Source organism: Mesorhizobium sp. YM1C-6-2 (assembly GCF_003666685.1).
In the GTDB taxonomy this organism is placed as follows: domain Bacteria; phylum Pseudomonadota; class Alphaproteobacteria; order Rhizobiales; family Rhizobiaceae; genus Mesorhizobium_K.
On record NZ_RCIZ01000001.1, the window covers coordinates 501450 to 526954 of the forward strand.

The 25505-nt window shown below is 63.9% G+C and carries 26 protein-coding genes, 1 tRNA gene and 1 pseudogene; 9 read left to right on the top strand and 19 right to left on the bottom strand.

The window, feature by feature from the left end:
- Positions 1-130 precede the first annotated feature (130 nt).
- Positions 131-2461 (top strand): Tex family protein, encoded by a 2331-nt coding sequence (locus D8676_RS02525; RefSeq protein WP_121579244.1) that lies wholly within the window; start codon positions 131-133, stop codon positions 2459-2461.
- A gap of 51 nt (positions 2462-2512) precedes the next feature.
- On the opposite strand, the gene gstA is transcribed toward D8676_RS02525, so the two are convergent.
- From gstA to ubiE, 6 genes are all read right to left on the bottom strand, one after another.
- Positions 2513-3118 (bottom strand): glutathione transferase GstA, encoded by a 606-nt coding sequence (gstA, locus tag D8676_RS02530; RefSeq protein WP_121579245.1) that lies wholly within the window; start codon positions 3116-3118, stop codon positions 2513-2515.
- A 121-nt stretch (positions 3119-3239) separates the two neighbouring features.
- Positions 3240-4124 carry a pantoate--beta-alanine ligase gene (gene panC, locus D8676_RS02535; RefSeq protein ID WP_121579246.1) on the bottom strand — a complete coding sequence of 295 codons (885 nt, stop codon included), beginning with the start codon at positions 4122-4124 and terminating at the stop codon, positions 3240-3242.
- The gene (panB, locus tag D8676_RS02540; RefSeq protein ID WP_121579247.1) at positions 4124-4957 is read right to left on the bottom strand and encodes a 3-methyl-2-oxobutanoate hydroxymethyltransferase; all 834 of its coding nucleotides are present in this window, start codon (positions 4955-4957) and stop codon (positions 4124-4126) included. Before panB ends, panC begins: the two co-directional genes overlap by 1 nt.
- Before the next feature lie 117 nt (positions 4958-5074).
- Positions 5075-6541 carry a bifunctional phosphopantothenoylcysteine decarboxylase/phosphopantothenate--cysteine ligase CoaBC gene (gene coaBC, locus D8676_RS02545; RefSeq protein WP_210210689.1) on the bottom strand — a complete coding sequence of 489 codons (1467 nt, stop codon included), beginning with the start codon at positions 6539-6541 and terminating at the stop codon, positions 5075-5077.
- A gap of 53 nt (positions 6542-6594) precedes the next feature.
- The gene (ubiB, locus tag D8676_RS02550) at positions 6595-8169 is read right to left on the bottom strand and encodes a 2-polyprenylphenol 6-hydroxylase (RefSeq protein WP_121579249.1); all 1575 of its coding nucleotides are present in this window, start codon (positions 8167-8169) and stop codon (positions 6595-6597) included.
- A gap of 13 nt (positions 8170-8182) precedes the next feature.
- The gene (gene ubiE / locus D8676_RS02555) at positions 8183-8959 is read right to left on the bottom strand and encodes a bifunctional demethylmenaquinone methyltransferase/2-methoxy-6-polyprenyl-1,4-benzoquinol methylase UbiE (RefSeq protein WP_121579722.1); all 777 of its coding nucleotides are present in this window, start codon (positions 8957-8959) and stop codon (positions 8183-8185) included.
- Positions 8960-9091: 132 nt separating this feature from the next.
- On the opposite strand from ubiE, the gene D8676_RS02560 reads away from it, so the two are divergent.
- Complete coding sequence (locus tag D8676_RS02560) at positions 9092-10081, top strand: adenosine deaminase (protein WP_121579250.1); 990 nt, start codon at positions 9092-9094, stop codon at positions 10079-10081.
- Between the two features lie 30 nt (positions 10082-10111).
- Here D8676_RS02560 and D8676_RS02565 read toward each other — a convergent pair whose 3' ends face one another.
- Complete coding sequence (locus D8676_RS02565; protein WP_121579251.1) at positions 10112-10435, bottom strand: glycine zipper 2TM domain-containing protein; 324 nt, start codon at positions 10433-10435, stop codon at positions 10112-10114.
- A gap of 193 nt (positions 10436-10628) precedes the next feature.
- Here D8676_RS02565 and upp point away from each other — a divergent pair, with 193 nt between their 5' ends.
- Together upp and D8676_RS02575 are read left to right on the top strand one after the other, a co-directional pair.
- Positions 10629-11258, top strand: coding sequence for a uracil phosphoribosyltransferase (upp, locus tag D8676_RS02570; RefSeq protein WP_121579252.1), 630 nt, complete (start codon positions 10629-10631; stop codon positions 11256-11258).
- 122 nt (positions 11259-11380) lie between these two features.
- Entirely contained in the window at positions 11381-11938 is a 558-nt protein-coding gene (locus tag D8676_RS02575) for a TIGR02281 family clan AA aspartic protease (protein WP_121579253.1), read from the top strand.
- 39 nt (positions 11939-11977) lie between these two features.
- Here the strand turns inward: D8676_RS02575 and deoA are convergent, their stop codons facing one another.
- The 6 genes and pseudogenes from deoA to D8676_RS02605 all read right to left on the bottom strand — a co-directional run bounded on the left by deoA (position 11978) and on the right by D8676_RS02605 (position 18340).
- Complete coding sequence (gene deoA, locus D8676_RS02580) at positions 11978-13297, bottom strand: thymidine phosphorylase (RefSeq protein ID WP_121579254.1); 1320 nt, start codon at positions 13295-13297, stop codon at positions 11978-11980.
- 3 nt (positions 13298-13300) lie between these two features.
- Positions 13301-14098 carry a purine-nucleoside phosphorylase gene (locus D8676_RS02585; protein ID WP_121579255.1) on the bottom strand — a complete coding sequence of 266 codons (798 nt, stop codon included), beginning with the start codon at positions 14096-14098 and terminating at the stop codon, positions 13301-13303.
- Entirely contained in the window at positions 14095-14487 is a 393-nt protein-coding gene (gene cdd / locus D8676_RS02590; protein ID WP_121579256.1) for a cytidine deaminase, read from the bottom strand. Before cdd ends, D8676_RS02585 begins: the two co-directional genes overlap by 4 nt.
- A 286-nt stretch (positions 14488-14773) precedes the next feature.
- Positions 14774-15667: pseudogene (locus D8676_RS02595) on the bottom strand (ABC transporter permease); the annotation flags it as partial.
- Position 15668: 1 nt separating this feature from the next.
- Complete coding sequence (locus D8676_RS02600) at positions 15669-16811, bottom strand: ABC transporter permease (RefSeq protein ID WP_121579258.1); 1143 nt, start codon at positions 16809-16811, stop codon at positions 15669-15671.
- Positions 16808-18340: an ABC transporter ATP-binding protein gene (locus D8676_RS02605; RefSeq protein ID WP_121579259.1), complete on the bottom strand. Its 1533-nt coding sequence runs from the start codon at positions 18338-18340 to the stop codon at positions 16808-16810. The genes D8676_RS02600 and D8676_RS02605 overlap by 4 nt, the downstream gene beginning before the upstream one ends.
- A 168-nt stretch (positions 18341-18508) precedes the next feature.
- On the opposite strand from D8676_RS02605, the gene D8676_RS02610 reads away from it, so the two are divergent.
- A complete protein-coding gene (locus tag D8676_RS02610) occupies positions 18509-18718 on the top strand; it encodes a SlyX family protein (RefSeq protein ID WP_121579260.1) in 210 nt (69 codons plus the stop codon).
- Positions 18719-18742: 24 nt separating this feature from the next.
- Complete coding sequence (locus D8676_RS02615) at positions 18743-19204, top strand: hypothetical protein (protein WP_121579723.1); 462 nt, start codon at positions 18743-18745, stop codon at positions 19202-19204.
- Here the strand turns inward: D8676_RS02615 and D8676_RS02620 are convergent.
- The 4 genes from D8676_RS02620 to D8676_RS02635 all read right to left on the bottom strand — a co-directional run bounded on the left by D8676_RS02620 (position 19183) and on the right by D8676_RS02635 (position 22038).
- Positions 19183-19650 carry a GNAT family N-acetyltransferase gene (locus D8676_RS02620; protein WP_121579261.1) on the bottom strand — a complete coding sequence of 156 codons (468 nt, stop codon included), beginning with the start codon at positions 19648-19650 and terminating at the stop codon, positions 19183-19185. The two genes, D8676_RS02615 and D8676_RS02620, sit on opposite strands and share 22 nt — an antisense overlap.
- Before the next feature lie 65 nt (positions 19651-19715).
- Positions 19716-20705: a BMP family ABC transporter substrate-binding protein gene (locus D8676_RS02625; protein WP_121579262.1), complete on the bottom strand. Its 990-nt coding sequence runs from the start codon at positions 20703-20705 to the stop codon at positions 19716-19718.
- A 217-nt stretch (positions 20706-20922) separates the two neighbouring features.
- The gene (gene msrA, locus D8676_RS02630) at positions 20923-21606 is read right to left on the bottom strand and encodes a peptide-methionine (S)-S-oxide reductase MsrA (protein WP_121579263.1); all 684 of its coding nucleotides are present in this window, start codon (positions 21604-21606) and stop codon (positions 20923-20925) included.
- A 105-nt stretch (positions 21607-21711) separates the two neighbouring features.
- Complete coding sequence (locus D8676_RS02635) at positions 21712-22038, bottom strand: hypothetical protein (RefSeq protein WP_121579264.1); 327 nt, start codon at positions 22036-22038, stop codon at positions 21712-21714.
- A 215-nt stretch (positions 22039-22253) separates the two neighbouring features.
- On the opposite strand from D8676_RS02635, the gene D8676_RS02640 reads away from it, so the two are divergent.
- Positions 22254-22343, top strand: a tRNA-Ser gene (locus D8676_RS02640).
- 89 nt (positions 22344-22432) lie between these two features.
- Here the strand turns inward: D8676_RS02640 and D8676_RS02645 are convergent.
- Together D8676_RS02645 and D8676_RS02650 are read right to left on the bottom strand one after the other, a co-directional pair.
- Positions 22433-23221, bottom strand: coding sequence for a LytTR family DNA-binding domain-containing protein (locus D8676_RS02645; RefSeq protein WP_121579265.1), 789 nt, complete (start codon positions 23219-23221; stop codon positions 22433-22435).
- Positions 23209-24276, bottom strand: a complete 1068-nt coding sequence (locus D8676_RS02650; RefSeq protein WP_121579266.1) for a histidine kinase — start codon at positions 24274-24276, stop codon at positions 23209-23211. Before D8676_RS02650 ends, D8676_RS02645 begins: the two co-directional genes overlap by 13 nt.
- A 250-nt stretch (positions 24277-24526) precedes the next feature.
- On the opposite strand from D8676_RS02650, the gene D8676_RS26975 reads away from it, so the two are divergent.
- Positions 24527-24838 carry a hypothetical protein gene (locus D8676_RS26975; RefSeq protein WP_147448137.1) on the top strand — a complete coding sequence of 104 codons (312 nt, stop codon included), beginning with the start codon at positions 24527-24529 and terminating at the stop codon, positions 24836-24838.
- The gene (locus tag D8676_RS02660; protein ID WP_121579268.1) at positions 24823-25494 is read left to right on the top strand and encodes a Fe2+-dependent dioxygenase; all 672 of its coding nucleotides are present in this window, start codon (positions 24823-24825) and stop codon (positions 25492-25494) included. Before D8676_RS26975 ends, D8676_RS02660 begins: the two co-directional genes overlap by 16 nt.
- The last annotated feature ends 11 nt before the right edge of the window (positions 25495-25505 follow it).

Below are 25505 nucleotides of genomic sequence, written 5' to 3' on the forward strand. Positions count from 1 at the left end.
GAGGCGCGGCCGGCTGGCCGCGTCCCCAGTTTCAGCGCTTACTTTTCTTTGGAGAGACGACAATGGTGGATGCAGCCTCGTCCGCCATCCGCATATGTCTGCCGCGCAGAACAAATCAGGGGGCCGTTCGATGAATGCTACCGAGCAGAAGATCTTTGCCGTCATCGCGGGGGAGATAGGCGCGGCCGTCGGTCAGGTAGCCGCCGCAGTTGGCCTCCTCGACGAAGGCGCGACGGTCCCGTTCGTCGCCCGCTACCGCAAGGAAGTCACCGGCGGGCTCGATGACACCCAGCTGCGCAACCTTGCCGACAGGCTGACCTATCTGCGCGATTTCGAGGCGCGGCGGGCGGCGATCTTCCAGGAGATCACCAGCCAGGGCAAGATGACGGACGAACTGGCGGGCAAGCTGGCGGGCGCCGCCACGAAGGCGGAAATCGAGGACATCTACGCGCCGTACAAGCCCAAGCGTCGCACCAAGGCGGAGATCGCGCGCGAGCGCGGCCTCCAGCCGCTCGCCGACCTGATCTTCGATGACCGCAGCACCGATCCGCAGAAGGTGGCGGAGGCGTTCGTCGCGGGCGAGGTGGCAGACGTCAAGGCGGCGCTCGACGGTGCCCGCGACATTCTGGCGGAGCGCTTCTCGGAGGAGGCAGACCTCGTCGGCAGGCTGCGCACCTACATGAAAGACAATGCGGTCGTTGTGTCGAAGCTGATCGACGGCAAGGCGGATGCCGGCGCCAAGTTCTCCGATTATTTCGACTACAGGGAGAAGTGGTCCACCGTCCCCAGCCACCGCGCACTCGCCATTTTCCGCGGCCGGAACGAGGACGTCCTCTCGGTCGAGATCACCGTCGACGCGGGCGACCCAGCTCCGGTCAAGCCGGTGGAGCGGATGATCGCCCATGCGTTCTCGATCGGCGGCTCGTCCGCCGCGGACAGCTGGCTGATGCAGGTGGTCGGCTGGACATGGCGGGTGAAGCTGTCGCTGCAGATGTCCCTCGACCTGACGCGCGACTTGCGGGAGCGGGCCGAGGAAGAGGCCATCCGCGTGTTCGCGCGCAACCTGAAGGACCTGATGCTGGCGGCGCCAGCCGGCACGCGTCCAACGCTCGGCCTCGACCCTGGCATTCGGACTGGCGTCAAGGTCGCCGCGCTGGATGCGACCGGGAAGGTGCTCGAAACCGCGACAATCTATCCGTTCCAGCCGAAGAACGACGTGCGCGGCGCGCAGGCCGAACTCGCCCGCCTGATCGTCAAGCACAGAATAGAGCTGATCGCGATCGGCAATGGCACGGCCAGCCGCGAGACGGAGAAGCTGGTGGGCGACCTCCTGGCCGATATGCCGGCGCCCAAACCCACCAAGGTGATCGTGTCGGAAGCCGGCGCTTCGGTCTATTCGGCCTCCGAACTGGCAGCCACCGAGTTCCCGGGCCTTGACGTCTCGCTGCGTGGCGCCGTCTCCATCGGACGCCGCCTGCAGGACCCGCTCGCCGAACTCGTAAAGGTGGAGCCGAAGGCGATCGGCGTTGGCCAGTACCAGCACGACGTCGACCAGTACCGCCTTGCAAAGGCGCTGGACGCGGTGGTCGAGGATGCGGTGAACGGCGTCGGCGTCGACCTCAACACTGCGTCGGCGCCGCTGCTGGCGCGCGTGTCCGGCCTTGGCCAGTCGGTCGCCGAGGCGATAGTGCTGCGCCGCGACACGCAGGGGCCATTCAGGAGCCGCAGCGAGCTCCTGTCGGTGCCGCGGCTTGGCGCGCGCACCTTCGAGCAGTGCGCGGGCTTCCTGCGCATCAGGGATGGCGAGGAGGCGCTCGATGCGTCGTCGGTGCACCCGGAAGCCTATCCGGTCGCGAGGAAGATCGTCGAAGCCTGCGGCCGTGATATCCGTTCGCTGATGGGTGACGGGACGGCACTGCGCAAGCTCAACCCGCAGGTCTTCGTCGATGAGCGCTTCGGCCTGCCGACAGTGAAGGACATTCTCGCGGAATTGGAGAAGCCCGGCCGCGACCCGCGCCCGAGCTTCAAGACGGCGACCTTCGCCGACGGCATCGACGACATCAAGGACCTGAAGCCCGGCATGAGCCTGGAAGGCACGGTGACAAACGTCGCCGCGTTCGGCGCGTTCGTGGATGTCGGCGTCCACCAGGACGGACTGGTCCACATCTCCCAGATCGCCGACCGCTTCGTGAAGGATCCCAACGAAGTGGTGAAGGTCGGTCAGGTCGTCAGGGTGAAGGTCGTCGAGGTCGATGTCGCCCGCAAGCGGATCGGCCTGTCGATGCGCAAGGATGCGGGGGCTGGTGCGACCGGCAGTCCGGCAAGCGGCGCCGACCGCGGCCCGCGCAACGACGGCCGGTCAGGCGGAGCCGGCAAGGGCGGCAACAACCGTCAGTCCGCGCTCGAACCGAAGTCGCTGGGCGGGCTCGGCGAGGCGCTTTTGAGGGCTCAGAAGCGCTGAGTGCCGGTAATGCCTGACGTCGCCCCGGGCGAGCCCGGGGCGAGCACCTGATCAGGCAAGGCCCTCGGCGCGCAGGGCTTGCTGGACGGCCGGGCGGGCGCCGACAGTCCCAAGAAAACGCTGGATGTTGGCGAAGGACGACAGGTCGATGCCGACCAGCCTGGCCCAGCCGAGGATGGTCCAGAGATAGGCGTCGGCGGCGGTGAAGACATCGCCCGTCAGGTAGGAGCGGCCCTCAAGCTTGCCGTCGACATAGGCGAGACGCTTGCCGAGCAGTTCGCGGTTGATCTCTTTGGTGGCCTCGGGCGTGTTGGGCTTGAAGAAAGATCCGAAAACCTTGTGCAGTTCGGTGGCGACGAAGGCCAGCCACTGCTGCACGCGATAGCGTTCCATGACCCCGGCTGCCGGCATGAGGCCGCTCTCCGGCTTCTGGTCGGCGAGATATTGCACAAGCACCGAGGCTTCGGTCATCAATTCGCCGTCCGGCAGAACCAGCGCCGGCACGTAGCCGTTCGGGTTGGTGGCAAGAAAATCCTGGGCCGTTTCGGTGGTCTTGGTCTTGCCGTCGACCTTGACCAGCTCGAGGTCGATGCCGGCTTCCTTGGCGACGATGTGCGGCGCGAGCGAGCAGGCGCCGGGCATGTAGAAAAGCTTCATGTCTTGCAAAACTCATGTTGCGGGAGCACCGACTTCGCACGCGCGTGTCCGCGCGCAAAGGGTCGAAATGATGAACACTATGTCGCATTTGGCCGCCGCACAGGGATGCGACGTGCGTCCGCTAGCTGCCAGGACGGTTGGCGACGAGGTTCGCCGGTTGCGCCGCGACCGCGACGTTGTCGATCAGCCGGACCTCGCCGAGCCAGACGGCGGCGAGCAGCCTTGCGGGCTCCGATGCCCTGGTCAGCGACGCGAGCGACGCCTCTGAGCGCAGTTCGATATATTCGACCTTGCCGAAACCGGCTCGACCAAGCGCGTCCTTCGAAGCGGCAAGCAAGGGCCCTGCCTCAGCGCCTGCGGCGAGTTTTTCCGCGGCGCCGAACAGAATAGCGGCGAGGCGCGGCGCCAGTGCCCGCTCGGCCGGTGTCAGGTACACATTGCGCGAGGACATGGCGAGGCCGTCCGCCTCGCGGACGGTCGGGCAGGCGACCACTTCGATAGGGATATCCAGATCGCGGGCCATGCGGCGCACGACCTGCAGCTGCTGGAAATCCTTCTCGCCGAAAAAGGCAAAACCGGCGCCCGACTGCAGGAAGAGTTTCGCGACGACCGTGGCCACGCCCTCGAAATGGCCGGGACGGAAGCTCCCTTCCATGCCTTCGCTGGCTCCAGCGACAGAGACGGTCGTCGAAAACCCTTCCGGATAGATCTCCTCCGCATTCGGCGCGTAGAGCAGATGGGCGCCAGCGACGGCGAGCTTGGTCGCGTCGCTGCCCTCTGTGCGCGGATAGGCGGCAAGGTCTTCGGGATTGTTGAATTGTTTTGGATTGACGAAGAGGGTGACGATTACCCGGTCGGTTCGCGCCAGCCCGGCGCGAATGAGGCTGAGGTGCCCCTCGTGTAGCGCGCCCATGGTTGGCACGAGGCCGACTGTGAAACCCTCGGTGCGCCAGCCGGCGACCGTCTTGCGTAGGTCCGAGACAGTACGAACGATCGGCACGGCCATCAGGATTTCTTCCCCGGCAGCTTCTCGGCGAAGACGTGTTCGGGCCCGGGGAATCGGCGCTGGCGCACATCCTCGGCATAGGCGACGACGGCTTCGGTTGTTGCGTGTCCGAGTTCGGCGTAGCGCTTGACGAATTTCGGCCGGAAATCGGTGAACAGACCGAGCATGTCGTCGACGACGAGGATCTGGCCGTCGCAAGCGGGTGATGCGCCTATGCCGATGGTTGGGATGTCTATCTCTGCAGTGATCGCGCGGGCGAGCGTTTCAGGCACTTTTTCGAGCACGACGCTGAAGGCGCCGGCGTAGGCGACGGCGCGGGCGTCAGCGATTACCCCGCCGGCGTCCTCGCCTCGGCCTTGCACAGTATAGCCGCCGAAGGCGTTGACGCCCTGCGGGGTGAGGCCGACATGCGCCATGACGGGAATACCACGCGCGACCAGGAAGCTGATCGTCTCGGCCATGCTGACGCCGCCTTCGAGCTTGACCGCCGCGCAGCCGGTTTCGGCCATGATGCGGGACGCGTTGCGGAACGCCTGGGCGGGACTTTCCTCGTAGGAGCCGAATGGCATGTCGACGACGAGCAGCGCGTTTTCGATACCACGTCGCACCGCTTGGCCGTGCAGGATCATCATGTCTAGCGTCACGCCGACTGTGGACGGCAGCCCATGCAGAACCATGCCGACGCTGTCACCGACAAGAACGAGGTCGCAATGGGGATCGACGAGACGCGCGACCGGTGTCGTATATGCGGTCAGGCAGACGAGGGGGATACCACCCTTGCGAGCCCGGATCGACAGCGGATTCGAGCCTTTTGCGTGCGTGGTCGCACTCAAACCATGTTCCTCCCAGGACCAAGGCAATTGGCGCCGGTTTGGCACAAAATTGTGCAAGTGCGAAGGAAAAAATGCGCCGCAACATACGACAGCAGCCCGGAGCCGGTCGGGTGAGGCTCAGACGGCGGTTGTCTTCAACCGCTCGGCGATGAGGTCGGCGAGGCGCACCGCCACCTCATCCTTGTCCATTTCGGGCCATTCCTCGACGCTTTTCCTCGAGACGATCTTCACCCGGTTGCGGTCGCCGCCCATGGCACCTCCGGAACTCGTACCCGACGGGCTGACGTCATTGGCGACGATGAAGTCGGCGCCCTTCTTTTTGAGCTTCGCCTCGGCATTCTTCAACACGTCCTGGGTTTCGGCTGCGAAGCCGATGACGAGATAGGGGCGCTTCTTGTGATGACCGACACCGGCCAGAATGTCGGGGTTCTCGACCATCGTTAGCGAAGGCGGTCCCTTGCCGGCTACTTTCTTGATCTTCTGGCCGGCGGCGCCGGCGGTGCGCCAGTCAGCGACCGCAGCGACGAAGATGGCAGCGTCCGCGGGCAGAAGCTTTTCGACCGCGTCACGCATCTCCTCGGCACGCTCGACATGGATGGTTTTCACGCCCGCCGGATCGGGGATCGTCACGGGACCGGAGACGAGGCGGACATCTGCACCAAGCTTGGCAAGTGCGGCGGCGATGGCGTGGCCCTGCTTGCCCGACGAGCGGTTGGCGATGTAGCGTACCGGGTCGATCGGCTCATGCGTCGGACCTGACGTCACGATGATCTTCTTGCCGGCCAGCGGCTTAGGGCGAGTGTCGAGCAGTGCCTCGACGACGGCTACGATTTCCAGCGGTTCGGCCATGCGGCCGGCGCCCGCCTCGCCGCTCTCGGCCATCTCGCCACTGTTCGGCCCGATGAAAAGCACGCCGTCCTTCTCGATCTGGACGCGGTTGCGGCGAGTGGCGGGATGGGCCCACATCTTCGGGTTCATGGCGGGCGCCAGCAGCACCTTCTTGTCGGTTGCGAGCAGCACGGCGGAGGCGAGGTCGTCGGCATGGCCGCCGGCGAGCTTCGCCATCAGGTCGGCGGTGGCGGGTGCGACGACGATGAGGTCGGCTTCACGCGACAGGCGGATATGGCCGACATCTTGCTCGTCCTGGCGGTCGAAGAGATCGGTGAAGACGTGATCGGCGGTGAGCGCGCCGACCGAAAGCGGGGTGATGAATTCCTGCGCGGCCGATGTCAGAACGCAGCGCACGGCGGCGCCGCGCTCGCGAAGGCGGCGGATCAGGTCGAGCGACTTGTAGGCCGCGATGCCGCCACCGATGATGAGCAGGATGCGATTGCCGAAGAGAGTGGAGCCACCATGTGCTCGGCCGGTCGTGCTGGCAATCTGAACGTCGGTTGATACCGTCAAGCCGTCGGATGTCGTGGAAACCCTGGCACGCGCGGATGAGTTCTCCGCGCTTCCGATCTGGGTCGCAGCCTGCACGAGGTCGCGCAGGTGCTGTTCCATCGAAACTCCTCGCGCTGCCGCCTGCTTGCGCAATTCAAGCTTGGCCTCATCGGAGAGGTTCCTGATCGTAACGGCTCGCATGTAAAGTCACCGCATTGCTATCATTGACAGCAATGCTATCAATTGCAGTGCTGTCAGACAAGCTGCCACGCGATCCAAACCAGCGCCAGCGCGATAACCCAGAGCGCGACCCGGCCCCAGCGCGTAGCGCGGGCCTCGGCCTTGCCGATCGCTCGCGCGGTTTCCTCGTCGAAGCGGAGACCGTTCTCTGCCATGGCGTCGATCTCGCGGGAGAGGCGTTCCGTACGATGTGCGAGTTCGGGCGCCTGCCGAGCGAGCGAAACGAGCGCGTGGATGCCGTCGCGCGCGTCGTCCAGCATACCGCGCGGACCGAGATTCTGGCGGATCCAGTCACCGACGACAGGCTCGGAGGTCTTCCACATGTTGAAATGCGGATCGAGCGTGCGCGCCACGCCCTCCACCACGACCATCGTCTTCTGCAGAAGCACGAGTTCGGTCCGGGTCTGCATGTCGAAAAGGTCGGTCACCTCGAAGAGGAGCGTCAGCAGGCGTGCCATCGAGATGGTCTCGGCCGGCTGGCCATGGATAGGCTCGCCGATGGCGCGGATCGCCTGGGCGAAGGCGTCGACATTGTGGGTGCGCGGCACGTAGCCGGCTTCGAAATGCACTTCGGCGACGCGGTGATAGTCACGCGTGATGAAGCCGTAGAGGATCTCGGCGAGGAAGCGGCGCTCCTTCTTGCCCAGCCGTCCGGTGATGCCGAAATCGACGCCGACTATTGTGCTGTCGGGTTCCACGAAAAGATTGCCCGGGTGCATGTCGGCGTGGAAGAAGCCGTCACGCAGCGTATGGCGCAGGAAGGACTGGACGAGCGTCGCGGCAAGCGCCTTGAGGTCATGGCCGGCCGCGGCGAGCGCTGTCACATTGGACAGCTTGGTGCCTTCGATCCATTCCATCGTCAGCACGTCGCGGCCAGTGCGGACCCAGTCGACTGCCGGCACGCGGAAGCCTGGATCGTCCTTGGTGTTCTCGCCGAGTTCGGAAAGCGCCGCGGCCTCGAGCCGCAAGTCCATTTCGACCTTGGTGGTCTGGGCGAGCGTCTTGGTCACCTCGACAGGGCGCAACCGGCGCGTGGCCGGGATGTAACGTTCTTGCAGGCGGGCGGCCAGGAAATAGGATTCGAGATCGCGCAGGAAGGCGCGGCGAACCCCTGGCCGGATCACCTTGACGGCTACCTTGACAGGGACCCCGTCGCGCTCGACGTCCGCTGCATGCACCTGAGCGATAGAGGCGGCGGCGACCGGCTCGCCGAAGTTGAGGAAGAGCTTGTGGACCGGCAGGCCGAGCGAACCTTCGATGGCCGCGACGGCTTCGGCCATCGGGAAAGTCTCCATCCGATCTTGCAGCAGGGCGAGGTCGAGGGCGATGTCATTGCCGACGACGTCGGGTCGGGTAGCCAGGAACTGGCCGAGCTTGACGTAGGATGGCCCGAGCCTCGCGATAGCCGCCGCAAGCCGGTCGCTGCGGCCCCGGCGTAGCGCCTTGCGCTTTGTAAAGAGGCGCGCCACACGCCAGCCGAGCTTGGGCAGGCCGGAAAGCTGGTCGCCCGGCATTGCCGCGACCACGCCCTCGCGCACCATGATCCAGCCGGCCCTGGCGAGCCGGAACGCCGCTGCGAGATCGCTCATGCGAACGCGCCCGTCAAAGCTTCCAGCCCGAATGGAGCGCTGCGATTCCACCGGAATAGTTGCGGTAGGTCACCCGGTCGAAACCGGCGCGCCGGATCATAGCAGCGAAATTCTCCTGGTTCGGGAATTTGCGGATCGATTCGACGAGGTAGGAATAGGGTTCGCTTTCGCCGGCGACGAACTTGCCGATGCGTGGAATGGCGTTGAATGACCACGCCTCGTAGGCGCGGTCGAGCAGCGGCATATCCACTTCGGAGAATTCAAGGCAAAGCAAGCGACCGCCCGGCTTCAATACGCGATAAGCTTCTGCGAGCGCGACCTCGATGCGCGGCACGTTGCGGATGCCGAAAGCGATAGTATAGGCGTCGAAGGTCTCGTCGGCGAAGGGCAGTTCCTCGGCATTCGCCTCGACGAAATCGACCTTCTCTACATAACCCTTTTTTTCGGCGCGCTCGCGGCCGACCGCCAGCATCGAGCCGTTGATGTCGAGAACGGTCGCATGCGCATGGCCGTGCGAGGCGTCGATGATGCGAAATGCTATGTCGCCTGTGCCGCCAGCCACGTCAAGCATCCGCCAACCGTCGCGCTTGGGGGGATTGAGCCATGCGACCATGGCGTCTTTCCACAGCCGGTGGAGGCCTCCCGACATCAGGTCATTCATCAGGTCGTAGCGGCCGGCGACCTTGTGGAAGACGTCGTTGACCAAAGGCTGCTTCTCGCCCGCGTCGACGCTTCTGAAACCGTATGAGGTTTCCATATCGGAGGCGACCGTGGAGCGTTGTTCTGACATTTTCGTGTACCAGTGGAAGGCGGCGCGACCATAGCCCATCGTATGCGGCGGCGCTATGGTCGCAGGCGCGGCGTGATTTCACAGTCAATCGGCCGCGCCGGGGCTTGCCAACCGGACGTCAGGACATCTCGCATGCCACTAAAAGCGGAACTGCACTGTCACATAGAAGGGGCGGCGTCGCCAGAACTCGTGGTCGGACAGGCCCGGAAATACGGCAAGGACGTTTCCCCGTTCATCAAGGACGGCTCTTTCGTCTGGCACGATTTCAGCTCCTTTCTCGCCGCCTACGATTTCGCCTCAGACCTCTTCCGCACCGAGGAAGACTATGCACGGCTGTCCGAAGACTACCTGACCAGTCTCGCCCGCGACGGGGCTATCTATTCGGAGTTCTTCACGTCGCCGGACCACGCCATCAAGGCTGGGCTTTCCCCGCAGGCCTATACGGATGCGCTGGGAGAGGGGATTTTGCGCGCCAGGGCCAAGACCGGCATCGAGGGGCGCATGATCGTGACCGGCGTGCGGCATGTCGGCGTCGAGGCGATCGAACAGGCGGCGCGCTTTGCGGCGAAATGCGGGCACCCGCTGGTGACGGGCTTCGGTGTCGCGGGCGACGAACGCATCGGCGACTTTGAGGACTATGTGCGCGCGTTCGAGATCGCGCGCGAAGCAGGGCTCGGGATTACCGTACACGCCGGCGAACTGACCGGGTGGGAAACGGTTGAGGCAGCCCTTGACCACATCAGGCCGTCACGCATCGGCCACGGCGTGCGCGCCATCGAGAATCCGGAGTTGGTCAAGCGCATCGCCGACGAGGGCATCGTGCTCGAATGCTGCCCGGGTTCCAATGTGGCGCTCAACGTCTTTCCGAGCTTTGCCGCCCATCCGTTCCCGGCGCTGAAGGAGGCCGGCTGTAAGGTGACGCTGAACTCCGACGATCCCCCCTATTTCTGGACGTCGTTGAAGCGCGAATACGACATCGCCGCGGAACATTTCGGGATGGGTGAAAAGGAATTGCTGAAGGTCACCAGGACAGCCATCGAGGCCGCCTTCGTGGACCGCAAGACCAAGCAGGCGCTGCTCGCGAGGCTTGACGAAAAGAGAGCGACGACGGGCAGGGCCTGATTCCGGCCCCACCCGTTGCATTCCCACAGCTCAATAGCGACCGCGGTAATAGCGATCGTCGCAGCGCGCTACATAAACCCTGCCGTCATAGTCCCGGTAGCGGCACATTTCTTCGCCTCGACGCGGGGCTGCGGCAGTGCCGACCGCCGCACCCAGCAGCGCGCCGCCGGCCGCGCCGACCAGGGTGCTCTTGGTGTCGCGCCCCAAGGCCTGTCCGACCAATGCTCCGCCCGCCGCGCCGACAAGCGCGCCCGTCCCGGCGCTGCGCTCCTGAGGACTGGTCGTCTCGGAGCAGCCGGCGAGTGTGGCCGCAAGCAGGGCCGCCCCGATTGCCGCAAATCTGGCGATGTTCATGATCTTTTCTCCATTGTGCCCCACACGGGCCCGCTACCTGTCTTGCATAGCCCTGATGAACGCAATCTGACCGATAGCGTTCCAGTCCCGTAATTGCCTGGTGCTTAAAACTGTGATCTGGCGGCTGTAGGCCTTTTCCTTGGCGGGGCAGAATGGCTAGGTTACGCAGTTCCAAGCGTTCCGGAGAGCACCCATGAAAGGCGTGACCGTCGTCGACCATCCGCTCGTGCAGCACAAGCTGACGATCATGCGCGACAAGGAGACCTCGACGGCAGGTTTTCGGAGGCTTTTGCGCGAGATCTCGCTGCTTCTCGGCTACGAAGTGACGCGCGACCTGGAACTGACCACCAAGACGATCGAGACGCCGATGCAGACGATGCAGGCGCCGACGCTGGAGGGCAAGAAACTGGTCTTCGCCTCGGTGCTCAGGGCCGGCAACGGCCTGCTCGAGGGGCTTCTCGACCTGGTGCCGGCGGCGCGCGTTGCGCATATCGGCCTCTATAGGGATCACGAGACGCTGGAAGCCGTCGAATATTTCTTCAAGGCGCCAAGCGACCTCGGCGACCGGCTGGTGATCGTCGTCGACCCGATGCTGGCGACCGCGAATTCCGCGATCGCGGCAATCGACAAGCTGAAGGAGCGTGGCGCCACCAACATGCGCTATCTGTGCCTGCTCGCCGCTCCTGAAGGCATCGAGCGCTTCACCAAGGCACATCCCGATGTGCCGGTCTTCACCGCGTCGATCGATGAGCGGCTGAACGAGAAGGGGTATATCGTGCCGGGCCTCGGCGACGCCGGCGACCGCATGTACGGGACGAAATAGGCGTTTACCCTCCGTTAACACAGTCGCCGAAATCCGATGCTTGCCGACCGGTAGGCTGGCGATCTTAAGCCTGCGATGATCTTGACCGGTTATGGTCCAGCAACCGCAACCCGGGCCGTGCGATGCTTCGCAAGCTTGCAATCCTGATCATCTGCGCTGTCGCTTCCGCGTCGGTGCCGATGCTCTATGAACGGAATCCGGAGCTTTTCCACGGTCTGTTCAAGCCTGGGGATGAACCTCGGCTTGCACCGCAGATGGTCGCCAAAGCCGAAATCAGAGCCTCTGAGCCCGAAACCGAGATTCTGCTCGGGCGAAAGGTGCGTATCGCTGCGGATCCGAACGGGCATTTCAATGCGGAGTTCCGGCTGAACGGACGCGGCGTCGACGCCTTGGTGGATACCGGCGCGACGCTGGTCGCGATGAACCGTTCGACCGCTCGCCGGGTGGGTATCAAGATAATGCCTGCCGATTTCAAATATACGGTCAAGACCGCGAACGGCGAGACGCGAGCAGCCGGCGCGATCATCGATCGGCTGCAGATCGGCCGGATCGCCGTCGAGAATGTCGAGGCCGTGGTGCTCGATGACGACGCGCTCGAGGGTACGCTGATCGGCGTCAGCTTCCTAAAACGGCTGGCGAAGTACCAGGTGGAAAACGGTGCGCTGCTGCTTGTGCAGTAACGGTGTTGCCGCAGGTGCAGACGGCAATCTGGAAATTGCTCAGCTGCCTGGTGCTATTCGCCGGATGATCGCTTTCTGTCGCGTCGGGCGCGTGGGGCCGATCGTGTAGGCTGCGCGGATTTCCCGCTCGGCCTTCTCCGCTGATGTCCGTGAACGGGCATGGATGATGGCGAGGGGCTCTCCCCTGACCACCTCTGCTCCGACCGGTAGCAGGCCGGTGATGCCGACGGCATGATCGATCACGTCGTCAGGTTTCGTCCGTCCTCCACCCAGCGCCACGACTCCCAGCCCGACGTCCCGGGTCTCGATCGCGGTCGCGTAGCCGTTCTTGTCTGCTTCGACCGCATGCTCGATGGGCGCACGGGGCAGATAGGTGAGCGGCCGCTCCATGAAGTCGGCCGGTCCGCCGAGCGTGGCGACCATGAGGCCGAAGGCCTCGGCGGCGCGGCCACTGTCCAGCGCCTCGGTCGCTCGCGAGAGGCCCTCCTTGTTGGAGCCGGCGATGCCGGCCGCGACGAGCATCTCGGCGGCGAGCGCCATGATGACTTCAGCAAGGCGGCGGTCGCGGCGGCGACCGGACAGGAAGTCCACCGCGTTTAGGACTTCAACCGCGTTGCCGGCGGCTGACGCCAGCGGCTCGTTCATTCCGGTGATCAGCGCCGAAGTGCGCGTGCCCGCACCGTTGGCCACCTCGACCAGGCTCGTCGCAAGCTCGGTGGCGTCACGGCTTTTCTGCATGAATGCGCCATTGCCGACCTTCACGTCGAGCACCAGCGACTGCAAGCCTGCAGCGAGCTTCTTCGACAGGATCGAGGCAGTGATGAGTGGCACGGATTCCACTGTCGCCGTCACGTCACGGATGGCATAGAAGCGCTTGTCGGCGGGCGCGAGCGCCGCGGTCTGGCCGATGATGGCACAGCCTGCCGCGAGCACCGTCCTGCGGAAAAGTGCGTTGTCCGGCTGGCTGACATAGCCGGGGATGGCGTCCATCTTGTCGAGGGTGCCGCCGGTATGGCCAAGCCCACGGCCCGAGATCATCGGCACATAGGCGCCGCAGGCGGCGACGATGGGCGCGAGCATCAACGAGACATTGTCGCCGACGCCGCCGGTCGAATGCTTGTCGGTGACCGGTCCGGGCAGGTCTGACCAGTCGAGCGTATCGCCGGAATCGCGCATGGCTGTTGTCAGCGCCACCGCTTCGTCGCGGCTCATGCCGTTGAAGAAGACGGCCATGGCAAGCGCAGCGACCTGGCCTTCCGATACCTTGCCCGATGTCATACCCGCGACGAAGGCGGCGATTTCGTCCGACGACAGCGGCTTGCCGTCCCGCTTCTGTCGGATGATTTCCTGTGGGAGCACGGTTCAAAGTCCTTCGCGAAGCGCGTGCTTCAGGATCGTCGCCAGGCGTGCACCACCGATCGGCGCCATGTCTTTGGTTTCCTGATGCGAAAGCTCGCTGCCAGTCATGCCGGCCGCGAGATTGGTGATGACCGAACAGGCGGCGACACGCAGGCCGAGGAAGCGCGCCAGGATCACTTCGGGAACGGTCGACATGCCGACCGCGTCGGCGCCCATGACGCGCGCCATGCGGATTTCCGCCGGCGTCTCGAATGAAGGGCCGGAGAACCACATGTAGACGCCCTTGTGGAGCGGCGTGCCTGTCGCTTCGGCCGCGCGTTCGAGTGCCGAGCGGATGCCGGCGTCGTAGGCCTCGGTGAGCCCGACGAAGCGGCCGTCAGTCGGTTCGCCGAAGAGCGGGTTGGAGCCGGAGAAGTTGATGTGGTCGGTAATGAGCATCACTGAGCCGGGCGGCATGTCCTGTTGCAGCGAACCGGCGGCATTGGTGAGGAGAAGCTTTTCGATGCCGATGCCTGCGAGCGCCTCGAGCGCCGGCCGCATGACGGCAGCGTCGCCGTGCTCGTAATAATGGGCACGGCCTGCGAGCAGCAGTACCGGATGCCCGGCGAAATCGCCGGCGACGACCTCGCCGGCATGCCCGCTGACGCCACTTTTCGGGAAGCCAGGCAGGTCGGAATAGGGGATGCGAATGGCATTTTCGACTTCGTCAGCGAGCGGCCCGAGACCGGAGCCGAGTACGATGGCGACGTCGGGTTTCAAACTGCCGAGACGGTCGATGAGGATATCGGTGGCAGTGGTCATTTCAGTATGTCGCCCGCAAAGCCGTAGGGCAGCATCTCGCCCATGGTGACGGTCTCGACGACGCCGTTTTCGTCGCAGAGATGCAGCTTGGTGTCGGGTCGCGCGAATTCGGCGAGGCGCTGGCGGCAACCGCCGCAGGGCGTGACCTTCGGCATGCGCTCGGCGATGACCGCGATCTCGGTGATCTTGCCGCCGCCACCCATGATGTAATGGCCAAGTGCGGTGGTCTCGGCGCACCAGCCTTCCGGATAGGACGCAACCTCGATGTTGGCGCCGGAAAAGACGCGGCCGTCATCGCAGCGCAGCGCGGCGCCCACGGGGAATTTCGAGTAGGGCGCGTAGGCCTTGGCCATGGCGGTCTTCGCCGCGAGGAAGAGGTCGTGGGACATGTTCAGTTCTTTCGTCGATTACGGCCGCCTACCGCTCTTTCACATAGGGCACGCCGCCGGCGCGGGGCGGAATGGCCTTGCCGATGAAACCGGCAAGCAGGATGACGGTAAGGATGTAAGGCAGGGCTTGCATCAGTTGTACCGGCACGCGGATAGGCGCTCCGAGCACCGAGTTCTGGAAAGCCGCAGTCAGACCTCCATAGAAGACGCTGACCAACCAGGCCGCAGCGATCCCGACGAGAACGGCGGCTATGATCGACCTCAGGGGCTTCCACCGTGCAATGGTCATCAGGCCGGCGAGAACCAGGACGGCCACCACGACTGGCAGCCATTCAAAGACTGCGAGAGGCCGCCCCTGCAGGCGGATCGACAGCGCGTCGAGGAAACCGAAGAGCAGACAGGCGAACATGGCCGGCACAGGCTTCCATTTGGCGAAGATCAAAGCCGCAAGCGCGATATAGCCGCGGCCCGCTGTCATGTCCTTGACGAAGCCGGCGTTCTGCGACAGCGCCATGTAGCAGCCGGCGAGTCCGGTCAGCACGCCGGTGCAGATGACGGCGCGATAGCGCAGCCAGGAGACGGAGATTCCGGCGGTGTCGACCGCAGCCGGATTTTCACCGACGGCGCGCAGTCTCAGTCCGAAGCGGGTGCGGAAGAGGACCCACCAGGTGAAGGGTACGGCGAGAAAGGCGAGATAGGCGAGCAAGGTGTGGCCGGAGAGCAGGCCGGAATAGAGTTGACCTATGATTGGCACGTCGCGGAGCGCGTCGGCGAAGGGAAGCACGATGGCGCCGAAGCGGTCTTCTGCCGGCAGGGAGGGGGTGCGGCCGCCCTGCTGGAACCAGGCCTGGCCTAGGATAATGGTCGAGCCGGCGGCGATGAAATTGATGGCGACGCCCGACACGATCTGGTTGCCCCGATGGGTGATCGAGGCAAAGCCGTGGACGAGCGCCAGTCCCACCGAGACAAACACTGCCATGATGAGACCGATCCAGGCGGAGCCAAAGACGGCCGCAGCTGCCCCGGCGGCGAAAGCGCCGGCGAGCATCTTGCCCTCCAGGCCGATGTCGAAGACGCCGGCGCGCTCCGAATAAAGGCCGGCGAGACAGGCAAGCAACAGCGGCACCGAGACGCGGATGGTCGAGTTCAGAATGTTGATGAGGGCGTCGACGAATTCCATCTCAGGCGCGCTCCCCTTTCGGCTGCGCCACGCCGACCGTCCGGGGGCTGAGACTCGCGAAGGCCGCCTGCACCCAAGGCCTGAACATGTGTTCCAGCGCACCGGCGAAAAGGATGACCAGGCCCTGGATGATGACGATCATGTCTCGGCTGATATTGGGCATCTCGAAGGCGAGTTCGGCGCCGCCCTGATAAAGCATGCCGAAGAGGATGGCCGCCGGTACGATGCCTGCGGGATGCGAGCGGCCCATCAAGGCCACGGCGATGCCGACGAAGCCGGCGCCCGAGACGAAGTCGAGCGAGACGTTGTGCTGGTCGCCCATGATCGGGTTCAGCGCCATCATCCCGGCGAGCGCGCCTGAGATCAGCATGGTGACGATGATAATGCGCGTCTCCGAGATGCCGGCATAGCGCGCGGCCTTCGGGCTGAAGCCCATGGTGCGGATTTCGTAGCCGAGCCGGGTGCGCCAGATGAGCAGCCAGACGAAGAAAGCCATCAGGAGGGCAAGCAGGAAGGACAGGTTGAGCGGCGCGGACGGCCGCACCGTGAGGCCGAATTCGGAGAGGAACCAGCCCAGCTTCGGCAACTGCGCGCCTTCAACGAATTGGCGCGTCTGCGGCGCCATCGAGCCGCGGGGTTTGAGAACGTCGACCAACATGTAGACCATTGCCGAGGCGGCGATGAAATTGAACATGATGGTGGTGATGACGATGTGTGAACCGCGCTTCGCCTGCAGATAGGCCGGGATAAGTGCCCACAGCGCGCCGACCGCGGCGGCGCCCAGGATGGCGATCGGGAAAGTCAGCCACCAGGGCAGCACGTGGTCGAACGCGAGGCACACCACGCCGACGCCAAGGCCCGCAATATAAGCTTGGCCTTCGCCGCCGATGTTGAACAGGCCGCCATGGAAAGCGACGGCGACCGCAAGACCGGTAAAGATGAAGTTGGTCGCGTAATAGAGCGTGTAGGCTAGACCGGTGCCGCTGCCAAATGCGCCTTCGACCAGGATGACCGCGGCGCGGAAGGGGTTCTCGCCGACCAGGAGCACGACCAGCCCGGCGACGATGAAGGCGACGATCAGATTGATCAGCGGGATGAGGCCGTAGTCCGCCCAGGCAGGCAGTTTTGCGTAGGGATTGCTCACTCCGCGGCCTCCTGCCGTTCGACGCCAGCCATGAGCAGGCCGAGTTCGCCTTCGGTCGCGTCGGGGCCACGCTCGCCGACGATGCGGCCATCGAACATGACGAGGATGCGGTCGGAGAGCGAGCGGATCTCGTCGAGCTCGACGGAAACGAGCAGCACCGCCTTGCCGCGGTCGCGCATGGCGATGAGCTGCTTGTGGATGAACTCGATGGCGCCGACGTCGACGCCGCGTGTCGGCTGGCCGACGACGAGCACACCGGGATTCTGCTCCAGCTCGCGCGCCAGCACGATCTTCTGCTGGTTGCCGCCCGAGAAATTGGCGGTCTTCAGCCGGTCGTTGGCCGGCCTGATGTCGAATTTCTCGATCTTCTGCTTCGCATCCGCGCGGATGGCGTCTATGTCGAGGAACGGGCCCTTCAGATACTCCGTCTTGTCGTGGTAGCCGAGAATGGAATTCTCATTTTCCTCGAAGGCAAGAACGAGACCGACATAATGGCGGTCCTCCGGCACATGGGCGAGCCCGCGGTCGCGCAATTCGCCGGGGTCGGCCTGGCCGGTGACCTCGATCGGCTTGCCGTCGAGCAGAACCGTACCCGACACCGCCTTGCGGATGCCGGAGATAGCCTCGATAAGTTCCGACTGGCCGTTGCCGGCGACACCGGCAATGCCGACGATCTCGCCCCCGCGCACGTCGAAGGACACATCGTCGACCATGGTGACGCCGCGCGAATCCCTGACGGTCAGATTGTCGACGGCAAGCTTGACCTCGCCGGGTTTCGCTTCGCCCTTCTCGACTCGCAAAAGAACACGGCGGCCGACCATGAGTTCGGCGAGTTCTTCGACCGTGGTCTTCGCCGTCTCGCGGGTCGCGACAACGGTGCCTTGGCGCATGACAGAGACGGTATCGGTGATCGCCATGATCTCGCGCAGCTTGTGCGTGATCAGCACGATCGTCTTGCCCTGGTCTTTCAACTGCTTGAGGATACGGAAGAGATGGTCGGCCTCGGCCGGTGTCAGCACGCCTGTCGGTTCGTCGAGGATCAGGATTTCCGCGCCGCGATAAAGCGCCTTCAGGATCTCCACGCGCTGCTGCAGGCCGACGGGTAGCTCCTCGATGACGGCATCGGGGTCGACCTCTAGCCCGTATTCGCGCTCCAGCCGCTCAAGCTCGGAGCGGGCATTGGCGATGCTCCGCTTCAGCAGTGCTTCATCCTCGGCGCCGAGGATGATATTTTCGATGACGGTGAAGTTTTGAACCAGCATGAAATGCTGGTGGACCATGCCGATGCCGAGCGCGATGGCGTCGTTTGGGGTTTTGATCGAGACGGGCTTGCCGCCGACTTTGATCTCGCCGCTGTCGGCTTGGTAGAAGCCGTACAGGATCGACATCAGCGTCGACTTCCCGGCGCCGTTCTCGCCGACGATGCCGCGGATGGTGCCGCGCTCTATCACGAGATTGATGTCGCGATTGGCCCTGACGGTGCCGAAGCTCTTGTCGATCCCGATAAGCTCGATAGCAGCTTCAGCCATGCGGCCGGTTCCCACCTGATTTTTTCTTTTTATCACCCGGTCAAAAGCTAGCATGCCGTCCGACGCCTGCCAATCGCACGCGTCCGCCGGCTCGACAAATCCACCGCCACTTGCGAATTTCGGCGGGGGATCGCAAAGGGGTCGCGGGGCCAATCAAGAGGATGACGCATGGGCAACGCTGACGAGCGCTTGACGATACTCGAGATACGAGCGGCGGAGCAGGAGAAGACGATCGAGGAACTGTCGGGCGTGATCGCTGAACAGTGGAAGACGATCGAGAATCTGCGCAAGAAGCTGGATGCGCTGACGGACCGGTTCCTGGTGCTGGAGGAGCAAACAGCGCCCGACGTGCCGGTGACGAAGCCGCCGCATTGGTGAGACGGGTGGTAGGGGGATATGGCCATGGGCGAGACGGGCGATCGCATGGACAGGGCCGGGCGCTACGTGCTCGGCCTAATGAACGACGAGGAACGCGAGCGTGCCGAGCGTGATCTGGAGATCGACTCCGCCTTTCGCGACGCCATGGTTGAGATCGCCGAGCGCATGCATCTCTTCGACCGCATGCCGGCGGCCGACGAAACGCCGCAGGATCATTGGCGGCTTATCAAGGAAAAGATCGATGCCATGCCGCAGATGCGGCCTGTCGCCGTGACGAAACCTCGGGTGCCCGAGCCTGAACCGGCTACGCCGAATGTGAGCTTCGGCAGACGAAGGTCCGACAGGCCGCGCGCCGGCCTTGCCCCGGAGACTGCGCCAGCCGCCATCGGCGTGGGCATTCATGCCGTCCCGGGCCGTCGCGCGCTTGTGCTGGCGCTTTGCCTGATCCTGGCTTTCGCGTTGGGTTACGTCGCGGGCAGATTGTGAAGTCCGCGTGACATAAGCATCGTGGTTTCGCCGTCCTGTTCGAAAGTCTCCACCGGCTTCCAGCCCAGTGCGGCGTAAAACGCACGTGCCTCCCATGTATAGAGATAGAGCGTTCCGACGTCCTGGGCTGCAGCGCGCCTCTCCAGTGCCCTGACCAGCGCCGTGCCGACACCTTTCCGACGATGCCCATCGGCGACAACCAGTCCGGCAAGCCAGGGCGACAGGTCATGCGCAGGCTCCAGCTCGCGCTGGACCAGGAGGACGGAGGCGACCGGCAGGTCGTCGATGCGGGCGACCAACGCCGTCTCCGGACTGCCTTTGGCCACAAGACCTCGGAGCCCGGCGGCGTCCTCCTCCAACGTCCTGTCGCTTCCCTGGAAAAATGCCTCGAAGCGCAGCTGTGCGATTGCCTCGATATCGCCGGGGCGCATTGCCTCGATCAGCATCCGTCATCCTCTAAACGGCAAACCGCCGGGCTAGGGCCCGGCGGTCCGCACGCGTCCGATCCGTATCAGTACGGGCAGCTGTCGTCCGACATATAGTCGTGGACGGTGATCGTGCCGGCGATGATGTCGGCTTTGGCCTTCTCGACCGCAGCCTTCATCTCTTCCGTTACGAGGTCCTTGTTGTTCTCGTCCATCGCATAGTCGACGCCGCCTTCCTTAAGGCCGAGATTGTTGATGCCCGCCTCGAACGTGCCGTTCTTGCCGTCCATGAAGGCGTTGTAGACGGCGGTATCGACGCGCTTCAGCATGGAGGTCAGCACCTTGCCGGGCTGCAGCCCGTTCTGGTTCGAATCGACGCCGATGCCGAGCTTGCCGGCATCTGCAGCGGCCTGCAGCACGCCGACGCCGGTGCCGCCAGCGGCTGCATAAATTACGTCGGCACCCTGGTCGATCTGCGTCTTGGCGATCTCGCCTCCCTTGGTCGGGTCGTTCCATGCGGCCGGCGTATCGCCGGTCATGTTCTGGATGACCTCAGTCGCGCCGGCAGCCTTGGCGCCGCCGACATAGCCGCAGCCGAACTTGCGGATCAGCGGAATGTCCATGCCGCCGATGAAGCCTACCTTCTTGGTCTGCGAGGCCATGGCGGCCATGATGCCGACGAGGTAGGAGCCCTCATGCTCCTTGAAGACAAGCGAGCGCACATTCGGCTTGTCGACGACCATGTCGATGATGGCGAACTTCAGGTCCGGGAAGTCGGTCGCCACCTTTTCCAGCGACTCCGCCCAGGAAAAGCCGGCCATGACGATCGGGTTGCGGCCGTCCTCGGCAAAGCGGCGCAGCGCCTGCTCGCGCTGGGAGGCGTTGGAGACCTCGAACTCGACATATTCGATGCCGGTCTCGGCCTTGAACTTCTCGGCGCCGTTGAAGGAGGCTTCGTTGAAGGATTTGTCGAACTTGCCGCCGAGATCGTAGAGCAGCGCCGGCTTCACCTCCTGGGCATAGGCCGAGAAGGACAACGCAGTTGCGGCCAGGAGGCCGAGGAAAATACGTTTCATGTGATCCACACCCTGTCGGTTGTTTTTACTGGGTGCCTCGACACAGGTCGGCCTGCCGGCCCGCCTCGGCACATGGCAGGGGTGATGTTATCCCCCGCTCATGCGCCAATCTTGCACGGCCAAAAACAAAACTCACGCGGAATTTTGAGTGTCCGGGAAGCCCGCCTCACAGGCGGAAACAGGCGGCGGCCGCGCTGGGCGGCCGGGGCCCGCGCCGCTATTCGGCGGCGACCGAGGGTTGAGCGGAGGCCTGCGGGATGGCGCAAGCGACGCCGGTTCCCTTCAGCCCGCAATAACCGTAGGGGTTCTTCGCCAGATACTGCTGGTGCTCCTCCTCGGCGAAATAGAAAGGAGGCGCGGGGGCGATCTCCGTGGTGATCGCGGCACGGCCTGCAGCCTTCAGCGACGCCTGATAGACATCGCGCGAGGCGAGAGCCGCCTGGTGCTGCGCCTCCCCGAACGTATAGATCGCGGAGCGGTAGGTCGTACCGATGTCGTTGCCCTGGCGCATTCCCTGTGTCGGGTCGTGTGCCTCCCAGAAGGTCTTCAGGAGATCGGCGTAGGAGACGACCTTCGGGTCGAACACGACCAGCACGACTTCTGCGTGGCCGGTCAGGCCGGTGCAGGTTTCCTGATAGGTGGGATTGGGCGTGATGCCGCCGGCGTAGCCCGCTGCCGTCACCCAGACGCCTTCGGTCTGCCAGAAAAGGCGTTCCGCGCCCCAGAAGCAGCCGAGGCCGAACATCGCAGTCTCGAGTCCCTCGGGGTAGGGGCCTTGCAGGCGGCGTTTGGAGACGAAATGCTCCTTCGCAGTCGGTATGGGCCTATCGCGGCCGGGCAGCGCCTGGCCTGGCTTCGGCATCTCAAGCTTCTTGTTCAATTGGTCGCCGAGGAAAAACATGCATTTCTCCTTCTGTTGTTGAAGCACGGCCATTTCCAATGGCCGGTTGCCGCCGTGCGGTGGTCGGATCTTGCCTGGCTGTATGCTCTTCCGGACACCGTAAGGTCAGCGTTCCACGGCAAAGCGGCCGATCCGCCGCTCCGGCCGGTGGCCGATCGCATAGAGCAGGAAGGCGAGCACGCCGAAGACCAGGAAGCCGGGCAGATCGAGAATGAAGGTCATGACCGGGTTCCAGATCAGCGGATGCGCTTTCTCCATGACGAAGGATTGCACCTGTTCGAGGGTCGCGGGCGAAACGCCACGCCAGCTTGCGCCGAGCGGGGTGATCACCAGCCGCGAAGCGGCAATGGTGCGTGTTACGTCGAGCACCGCCATGATGACGGCCACCGCCAGCGCGAACGTAGCCATCAGCCGGAACAGGAAGCGGAACATAGCGATCCTTCGCTTCGTCGATTCTGACTGACAGATATGGCCGCGGGGCGTTTTCTGCAATCGCCTTCGGCTATTTTGCTGGCATTGGGACGGTCGACGTCGTCTTCGACGAGCGTGTCGGCATGAAACGCGGACAATAGCACTTTGTGGCCTTGGCATTCGAGGCCGGATCGACTAGATGAGCCGCGCCGGCAAAATTCTAGGGTCGGCAATACGGAGAGGTGGCCGAGTGGTCGAAGGCGCACGCCTGGAAAGTGTGTAGGCGGGAAACCGTCTCGCGGGTTCGAATCCCGCTCTCTCCGCCACAGAAACGACGCAACGATATAAGAATCGAAATCAGGTTGCGACAGTAGCAGGCAACAACCGGCATCTCAGGACGGTGGTATCGGAGGTGCTACAGCTCCTCACGTCGATGGAAGGCCGTCCATGCCGATTCTGCAAGGATGTGCCGCAGTCGCTTCGTTGCCGCGCGTCCCAGGGCAACCGGCTTGACGCTCCGCCCGAAAGCCACGAGCGAACGTCCGCCTCCATCCGATCTGACGCGCTCGACTCGATCCAGATTGACCACCAGCGAGCGGCTAACGCGGAAGAATGGCGGGGTTGGGAGCTCCGCCTCGAACTGGCCGAGCAGTCGGCACACCAAATAGTCGTGCCCATCCGTCGTGATGATGCGCGTGAAGTCCGCTTCGGCGCTCAGCATGACGATCATGTCCGTTGGGATGACCGCCAATTGCCCTGCGGTCCTTACATGGATTCGCTGCTCGGCTTGTTTTGCGACCGGCGGTGCTGCCACTCCATTGGAGCGCCGGGCATCGGCATCCGCGAGGATGAGCTGGCGATGTCGCAATCGTTCGAGGGTCAACGCAACACGCTGCCGAGAGGCCGGCTTTTGCAGGAAATCGAGCGCCGCGACGTCGAATGCCCGGGGTGCGTAGCTGCTATGCGCGGTCACGAAGATGATGGCCGGCACCGGATCCAGCCGTCCGATCAAGTCGAAGCCCTTCTCGGAGCCGAGTTCGACGTCGAGGAAAATAGCATCCGGCGTGAGAGCGCGAGTCAGCTCGCCAGCCTCATCCAGCGTAGAGGCTTCACCGACAACCTCGACATCCTCGTTGCCCTGCAGGAGTCGCCGTAAACCGCGCCGGGCCGGCGGCTCGTCATCGACCACGATCACGCGAAGCATGCTGTTCCCCATAGTCTCAAGCGGGCGACGACGGTGTTGCCGGCCTCGACAAGGGACAGTTCATGGCGGAGCGGATAGTGCAACTCCAGCCGCCGGCGAACATTATTTAGTCCGACCCCCGGGCGGTCGCGCTCAAGCATGGTCAGCCGGCCCGGATTGCTTATCTCGATCAAAAGCCCGTCGTTCCTGTTCTCAGCGACAATGCCGACTGTGAAACGCTCGGCCGGCGAGGACAGGCCGTACTTCACGGCATTCTCGACCAAGGGTTGTAGTATGAGATGCGGAACTGGAACCGGTCCAGCGTCCGGTTCCAGTTCGACCACGCAATCGAGGCGGCCTTCGAACCGCAGCTCGTGGATGCGTACGTAGTCGCACATGGCTTCTATCTCGTTGGCCAGGGGGCAGACCCGTTGATCTTGATGAGCCAATGAATAACGCAGGTAGTCGGCGATGCGATGCGTCATCTCGAGTGCCGTGTCCGGCTCCTCGGGAATCTCCATTGCAACGGTATTCAGCGCGTTGAACAGGAGATGTGAATCGAGCTGCAGGCGCAGCCGGTGCAGCTCGGTCTGTAGGGCCGCCTGCTGTGCCCGGCTGCGCTCGATCCGCTCTCCCTGTGCATTGGCTTCAGCCCTGATCCAGAGATAGGCGAGCGACCATCCCAGGAAGATCAAAGTGTAGTAGACCGCTGGTATCGCCCCAACACGCGCCGCAATGTCGGGTTCGGCCCGCCAGGGCAGAACGTCCTTGATGGCGTTTACCGTCAGCATCTGCAGTAGCCCGCCCGCGATCGAAAGAACCACGGCAACCACGACCACCTTCAGTGTGATGTCTCGCCCGATCTTGTTCCGAAACATTTGGTGAGCAAGGGCAGTAAGCGCAAAACCAAGCGGTTCGACGATCGAGGTCAGCGTCAACGCAAATGCAAGGTCTCCGAAAACAACCGTACGACTGACGACGCCAAACACCGCCCAGAAGAGCCAACCGGTAATTTGCGCCCGCCAGAACAACCCGGACGCTCGCATCGGCGAGACGTCCGCTCCGCCGAATTCCATCGGCGTCTGATGCCTTCGATCGCTTGCGTCCACGACTCAAGTCAGCCCGTCATGACGGGCAGGGTCGTGATCACCATCAACGTTGCCTTGCTCCTCGCGGCCTGGAACGGTCGTTTCATCGACTAGATCGACCTGTTCATCGAATAAGACGTGCCCTTTTGCTGACGTCAGGTCAAGGTTTTCTGCCGCTCTTGTGCACATGGCGGCGCCAAATCGGCATATCCCGGTACACTTTTCTTAGGATCTTCTGATGAAGCATGCCGTTCGCACCGAGAAGGTCTGGCGGGGATCATTGCTTCGGCGAGGCACGCCTTGCCTCCTGTCCGTGGAATCCAATGGCTGCGATCTCGGCTTCGAGGCTGAACCGTCCAAGACAGCCGATAAGCTGCGCGGCGATACGGAGCCATTGGACTACCAGCGAGTCGCGTCCGGCCTGATCGTCCTCAAGCAAAAAGCCAAGCCCGCCGAACGTTTCGCCACGGAAGGCCCGGACGAACACCCAGCGGACAACGTGTTCTGGGTACCGAAGAAGGTGCACTGGTTGCCATGCTCAACATCCTGACCGAGGTCCTCACGCAAGAGGAACTGCAGCAGATCCGCGCGCTCGTCACTGAAGCGGAGTTCGAGGATGGCAAGTCCACGGCCGGTTACCGCGCCAAGCTCTTCAAGCATAACGAGCAGCTGAAGCGCGGCGAGAAATCTGCCGAGACCTTGAAGCAGATGGTCGTCGACGCATTGTTCCGCCACCAGGGTTTTCGCAGCGTCACATTCGTGCGCAGGGTGCGCCCGCCGCTGATCAGCCGTTACAAGCCCGGCATGGAATACGGCCTGCACGTCGACGATCCACTGATGGGCGGCGAGCGCCGGGAGCGCACCGACATCGCGCTCACCCTCTTCATCAGCGAGCCCGCGGACTATGATGGCGGCGAACTCTACTTCGAGAGTCCGTGGGGCGCGCAAAAAGTCAAGCTGCCGGCTGGCTCGGCGGTGGTCTATCCGGCGCGCACGCTGCATCGCGTCATGCCGGTGACCAGAGGCGAACGGCTGGCCGCCGTTACCTGGGCGCAAAGCTACGTGCGCGACGAGCAGCATCGCGAACTGTTGTTCGAACTCGATCGGGTGCGCGCCTTCCTGCACAAGCAGGCGCCACAGGCGCCGGAGACTCATCTCGCCTTCAAATGCAGTGCCAATCTTTTGCGTCTCTGGGCCGAACCCTGAGGTGAAGTCAC

Bases quoted from the DNA above. Each gene is read 5' to 3' on its own strand.
- D8676_RS02525 (WP_121579244.1), top strand. From the start codon at position 131: ATGAATGCTACCGAGCAGAAGATCTTTGCCGTCATCGCGGGGGAGATA.
- gstA (WP_121579245.1), bottom strand. From the start codon at position 3,118: ATGAAGCTTTTCTACATGCCCGGCGCCTGCTCGCTCGCGCCGCACATC.
- panC (WP_121579246.1), bottom strand. From the start codon at position 4,124: ATGGCCGTGCCGATCGTTCGTACTGTCTCGGACCTACGCAAGACGGTC.
- coaBC (WP_210210689.1), bottom strand. From the start codon at position 6,541: ATGCGAGCCGTTACGATCAGGAACCTCTCCGATGAGGCCAAGCTTGAA.
- ubiB (WP_121579249.1), bottom strand. From the start codon at position 8,169: ATGAGCGATCTCGCAGCGGCGTTCCGGCTCGCCAGGGCCGGCTGGATC.
- ubiE (WP_121579722.1), bottom strand. From the start codon at position 8,959: ATGTCAGAACAACGCTCCACGGTCGCCTCCGATATGGAAACCTCATAC.
- D8676_RS02560 (WP_121579250.1), top strand. From the start codon at position 9,092: ATGCCACTAAAAGCGGAACTGCACTGTCACATAGAAGGGGCGGCGTCG.
- D8676_RS02565 (WP_121579251.1), bottom strand. From the start codon at position 10,435: ATGAACATCGCCAGATTTGCGGCAATCGGGGCGGCCCTGCTTGCGGCC.
- upp (WP_121579252.1), top strand. From the start codon at position 10,629: ATGAAAGGCGTGACCGTCGTCGACCATCCGCTCGTGCAGCACAAGCTG.
- D8676_RS02575 (WP_121579253.1), top strand. From the start codon at position 11,381: ATGCTTCGCAAGCTTGCAATCCTGATCATCTGCGCTGTCGCTTCCGCG.
- D8676_RS02585 (WP_121579255.1), bottom strand. From the start codon at position 14,098: ATGACCACTGCCACCGATATCCTCATCGACCGTCTCGGCAGTTTGAAA.
- cdd (WP_121579256.1), bottom strand. From the start codon at position 14,487: ATGTCCCACGACCTCTTCCTCGCGGCGAAGACCGCCATGGCCAAGGCC.
- D8676_RS02605 (WP_121579259.1), bottom strand. From the start codon at position 18,340: ATGGCTGAAGCTGCTATCGAGCTTATCGGGATCGACAAGAGCTTCGGC.
- D8676_RS02610 (WP_121579260.1), top strand. From the start codon at position 18,509: ATGGGCAACGCTGACGAGCGCTTGACGATACTCGAGATACGAGCGGCG.
- D8676_RS02615 (WP_121579723.1), top strand. From the start codon at position 18,743: ATGGGCGAGACGGGCGATCGCATGGACAGGGCCGGGCGCTACGTGCTC.
- D8676_RS02620 (WP_121579261.1), bottom strand. From the start codon at position 19,650: ATGCTGATCGAGGCAATGCGCCCCGGCGATATCGAGGCAATCGCACAG.
- D8676_RS02625 (WP_121579262.1), bottom strand. From the start codon at position 20,705: ATGAAACGTATTTTCCTCGGCCTCCTGGCCGCAACTGCGTTGTCCTTC.
- msrA (WP_121579263.1), bottom strand. From the start codon at position 21,606: ATGTTTTTCCTCGGCGACCAATTGAACAAGAAGCTTGAGATGCCGAAG.
- D8676_RS02635 (WP_121579264.1), bottom strand. From the start codon at position 22,038: ATGTTCCGCTTCCTGTTCCGGCTGATGGCTACGTTCGCGCTGGCGGTG.
- D8676_RS02645 (WP_121579265.1), bottom strand. From the start codon at position 23,221: ATGCTTCGCGTGATCGTGGTCGATGACGAGCCGCCGGCCCGGCGCGGT.
- D8676_RS02650 (WP_121579266.1), bottom strand. From the start codon at position 24,276: ATGGAATTCGGCGGAGCGGACGTCTCGCCGATGCGAGCGTCCGGGTTG.
- D8676_RS26975 (WP_147448137.1), top strand. From the start codon at position 24,527: ATGAAGCATGCCGTTCGCACCGAGAAGGTCTGGCGGGGATCATTGCTT.
- D8676_RS02660 (WP_121579268.1), top strand. From the start codon at position 24,823: ATGCTCAACATCCTGACCGAGGTCCTCACGCAAGAGGAACTGCAGCAG.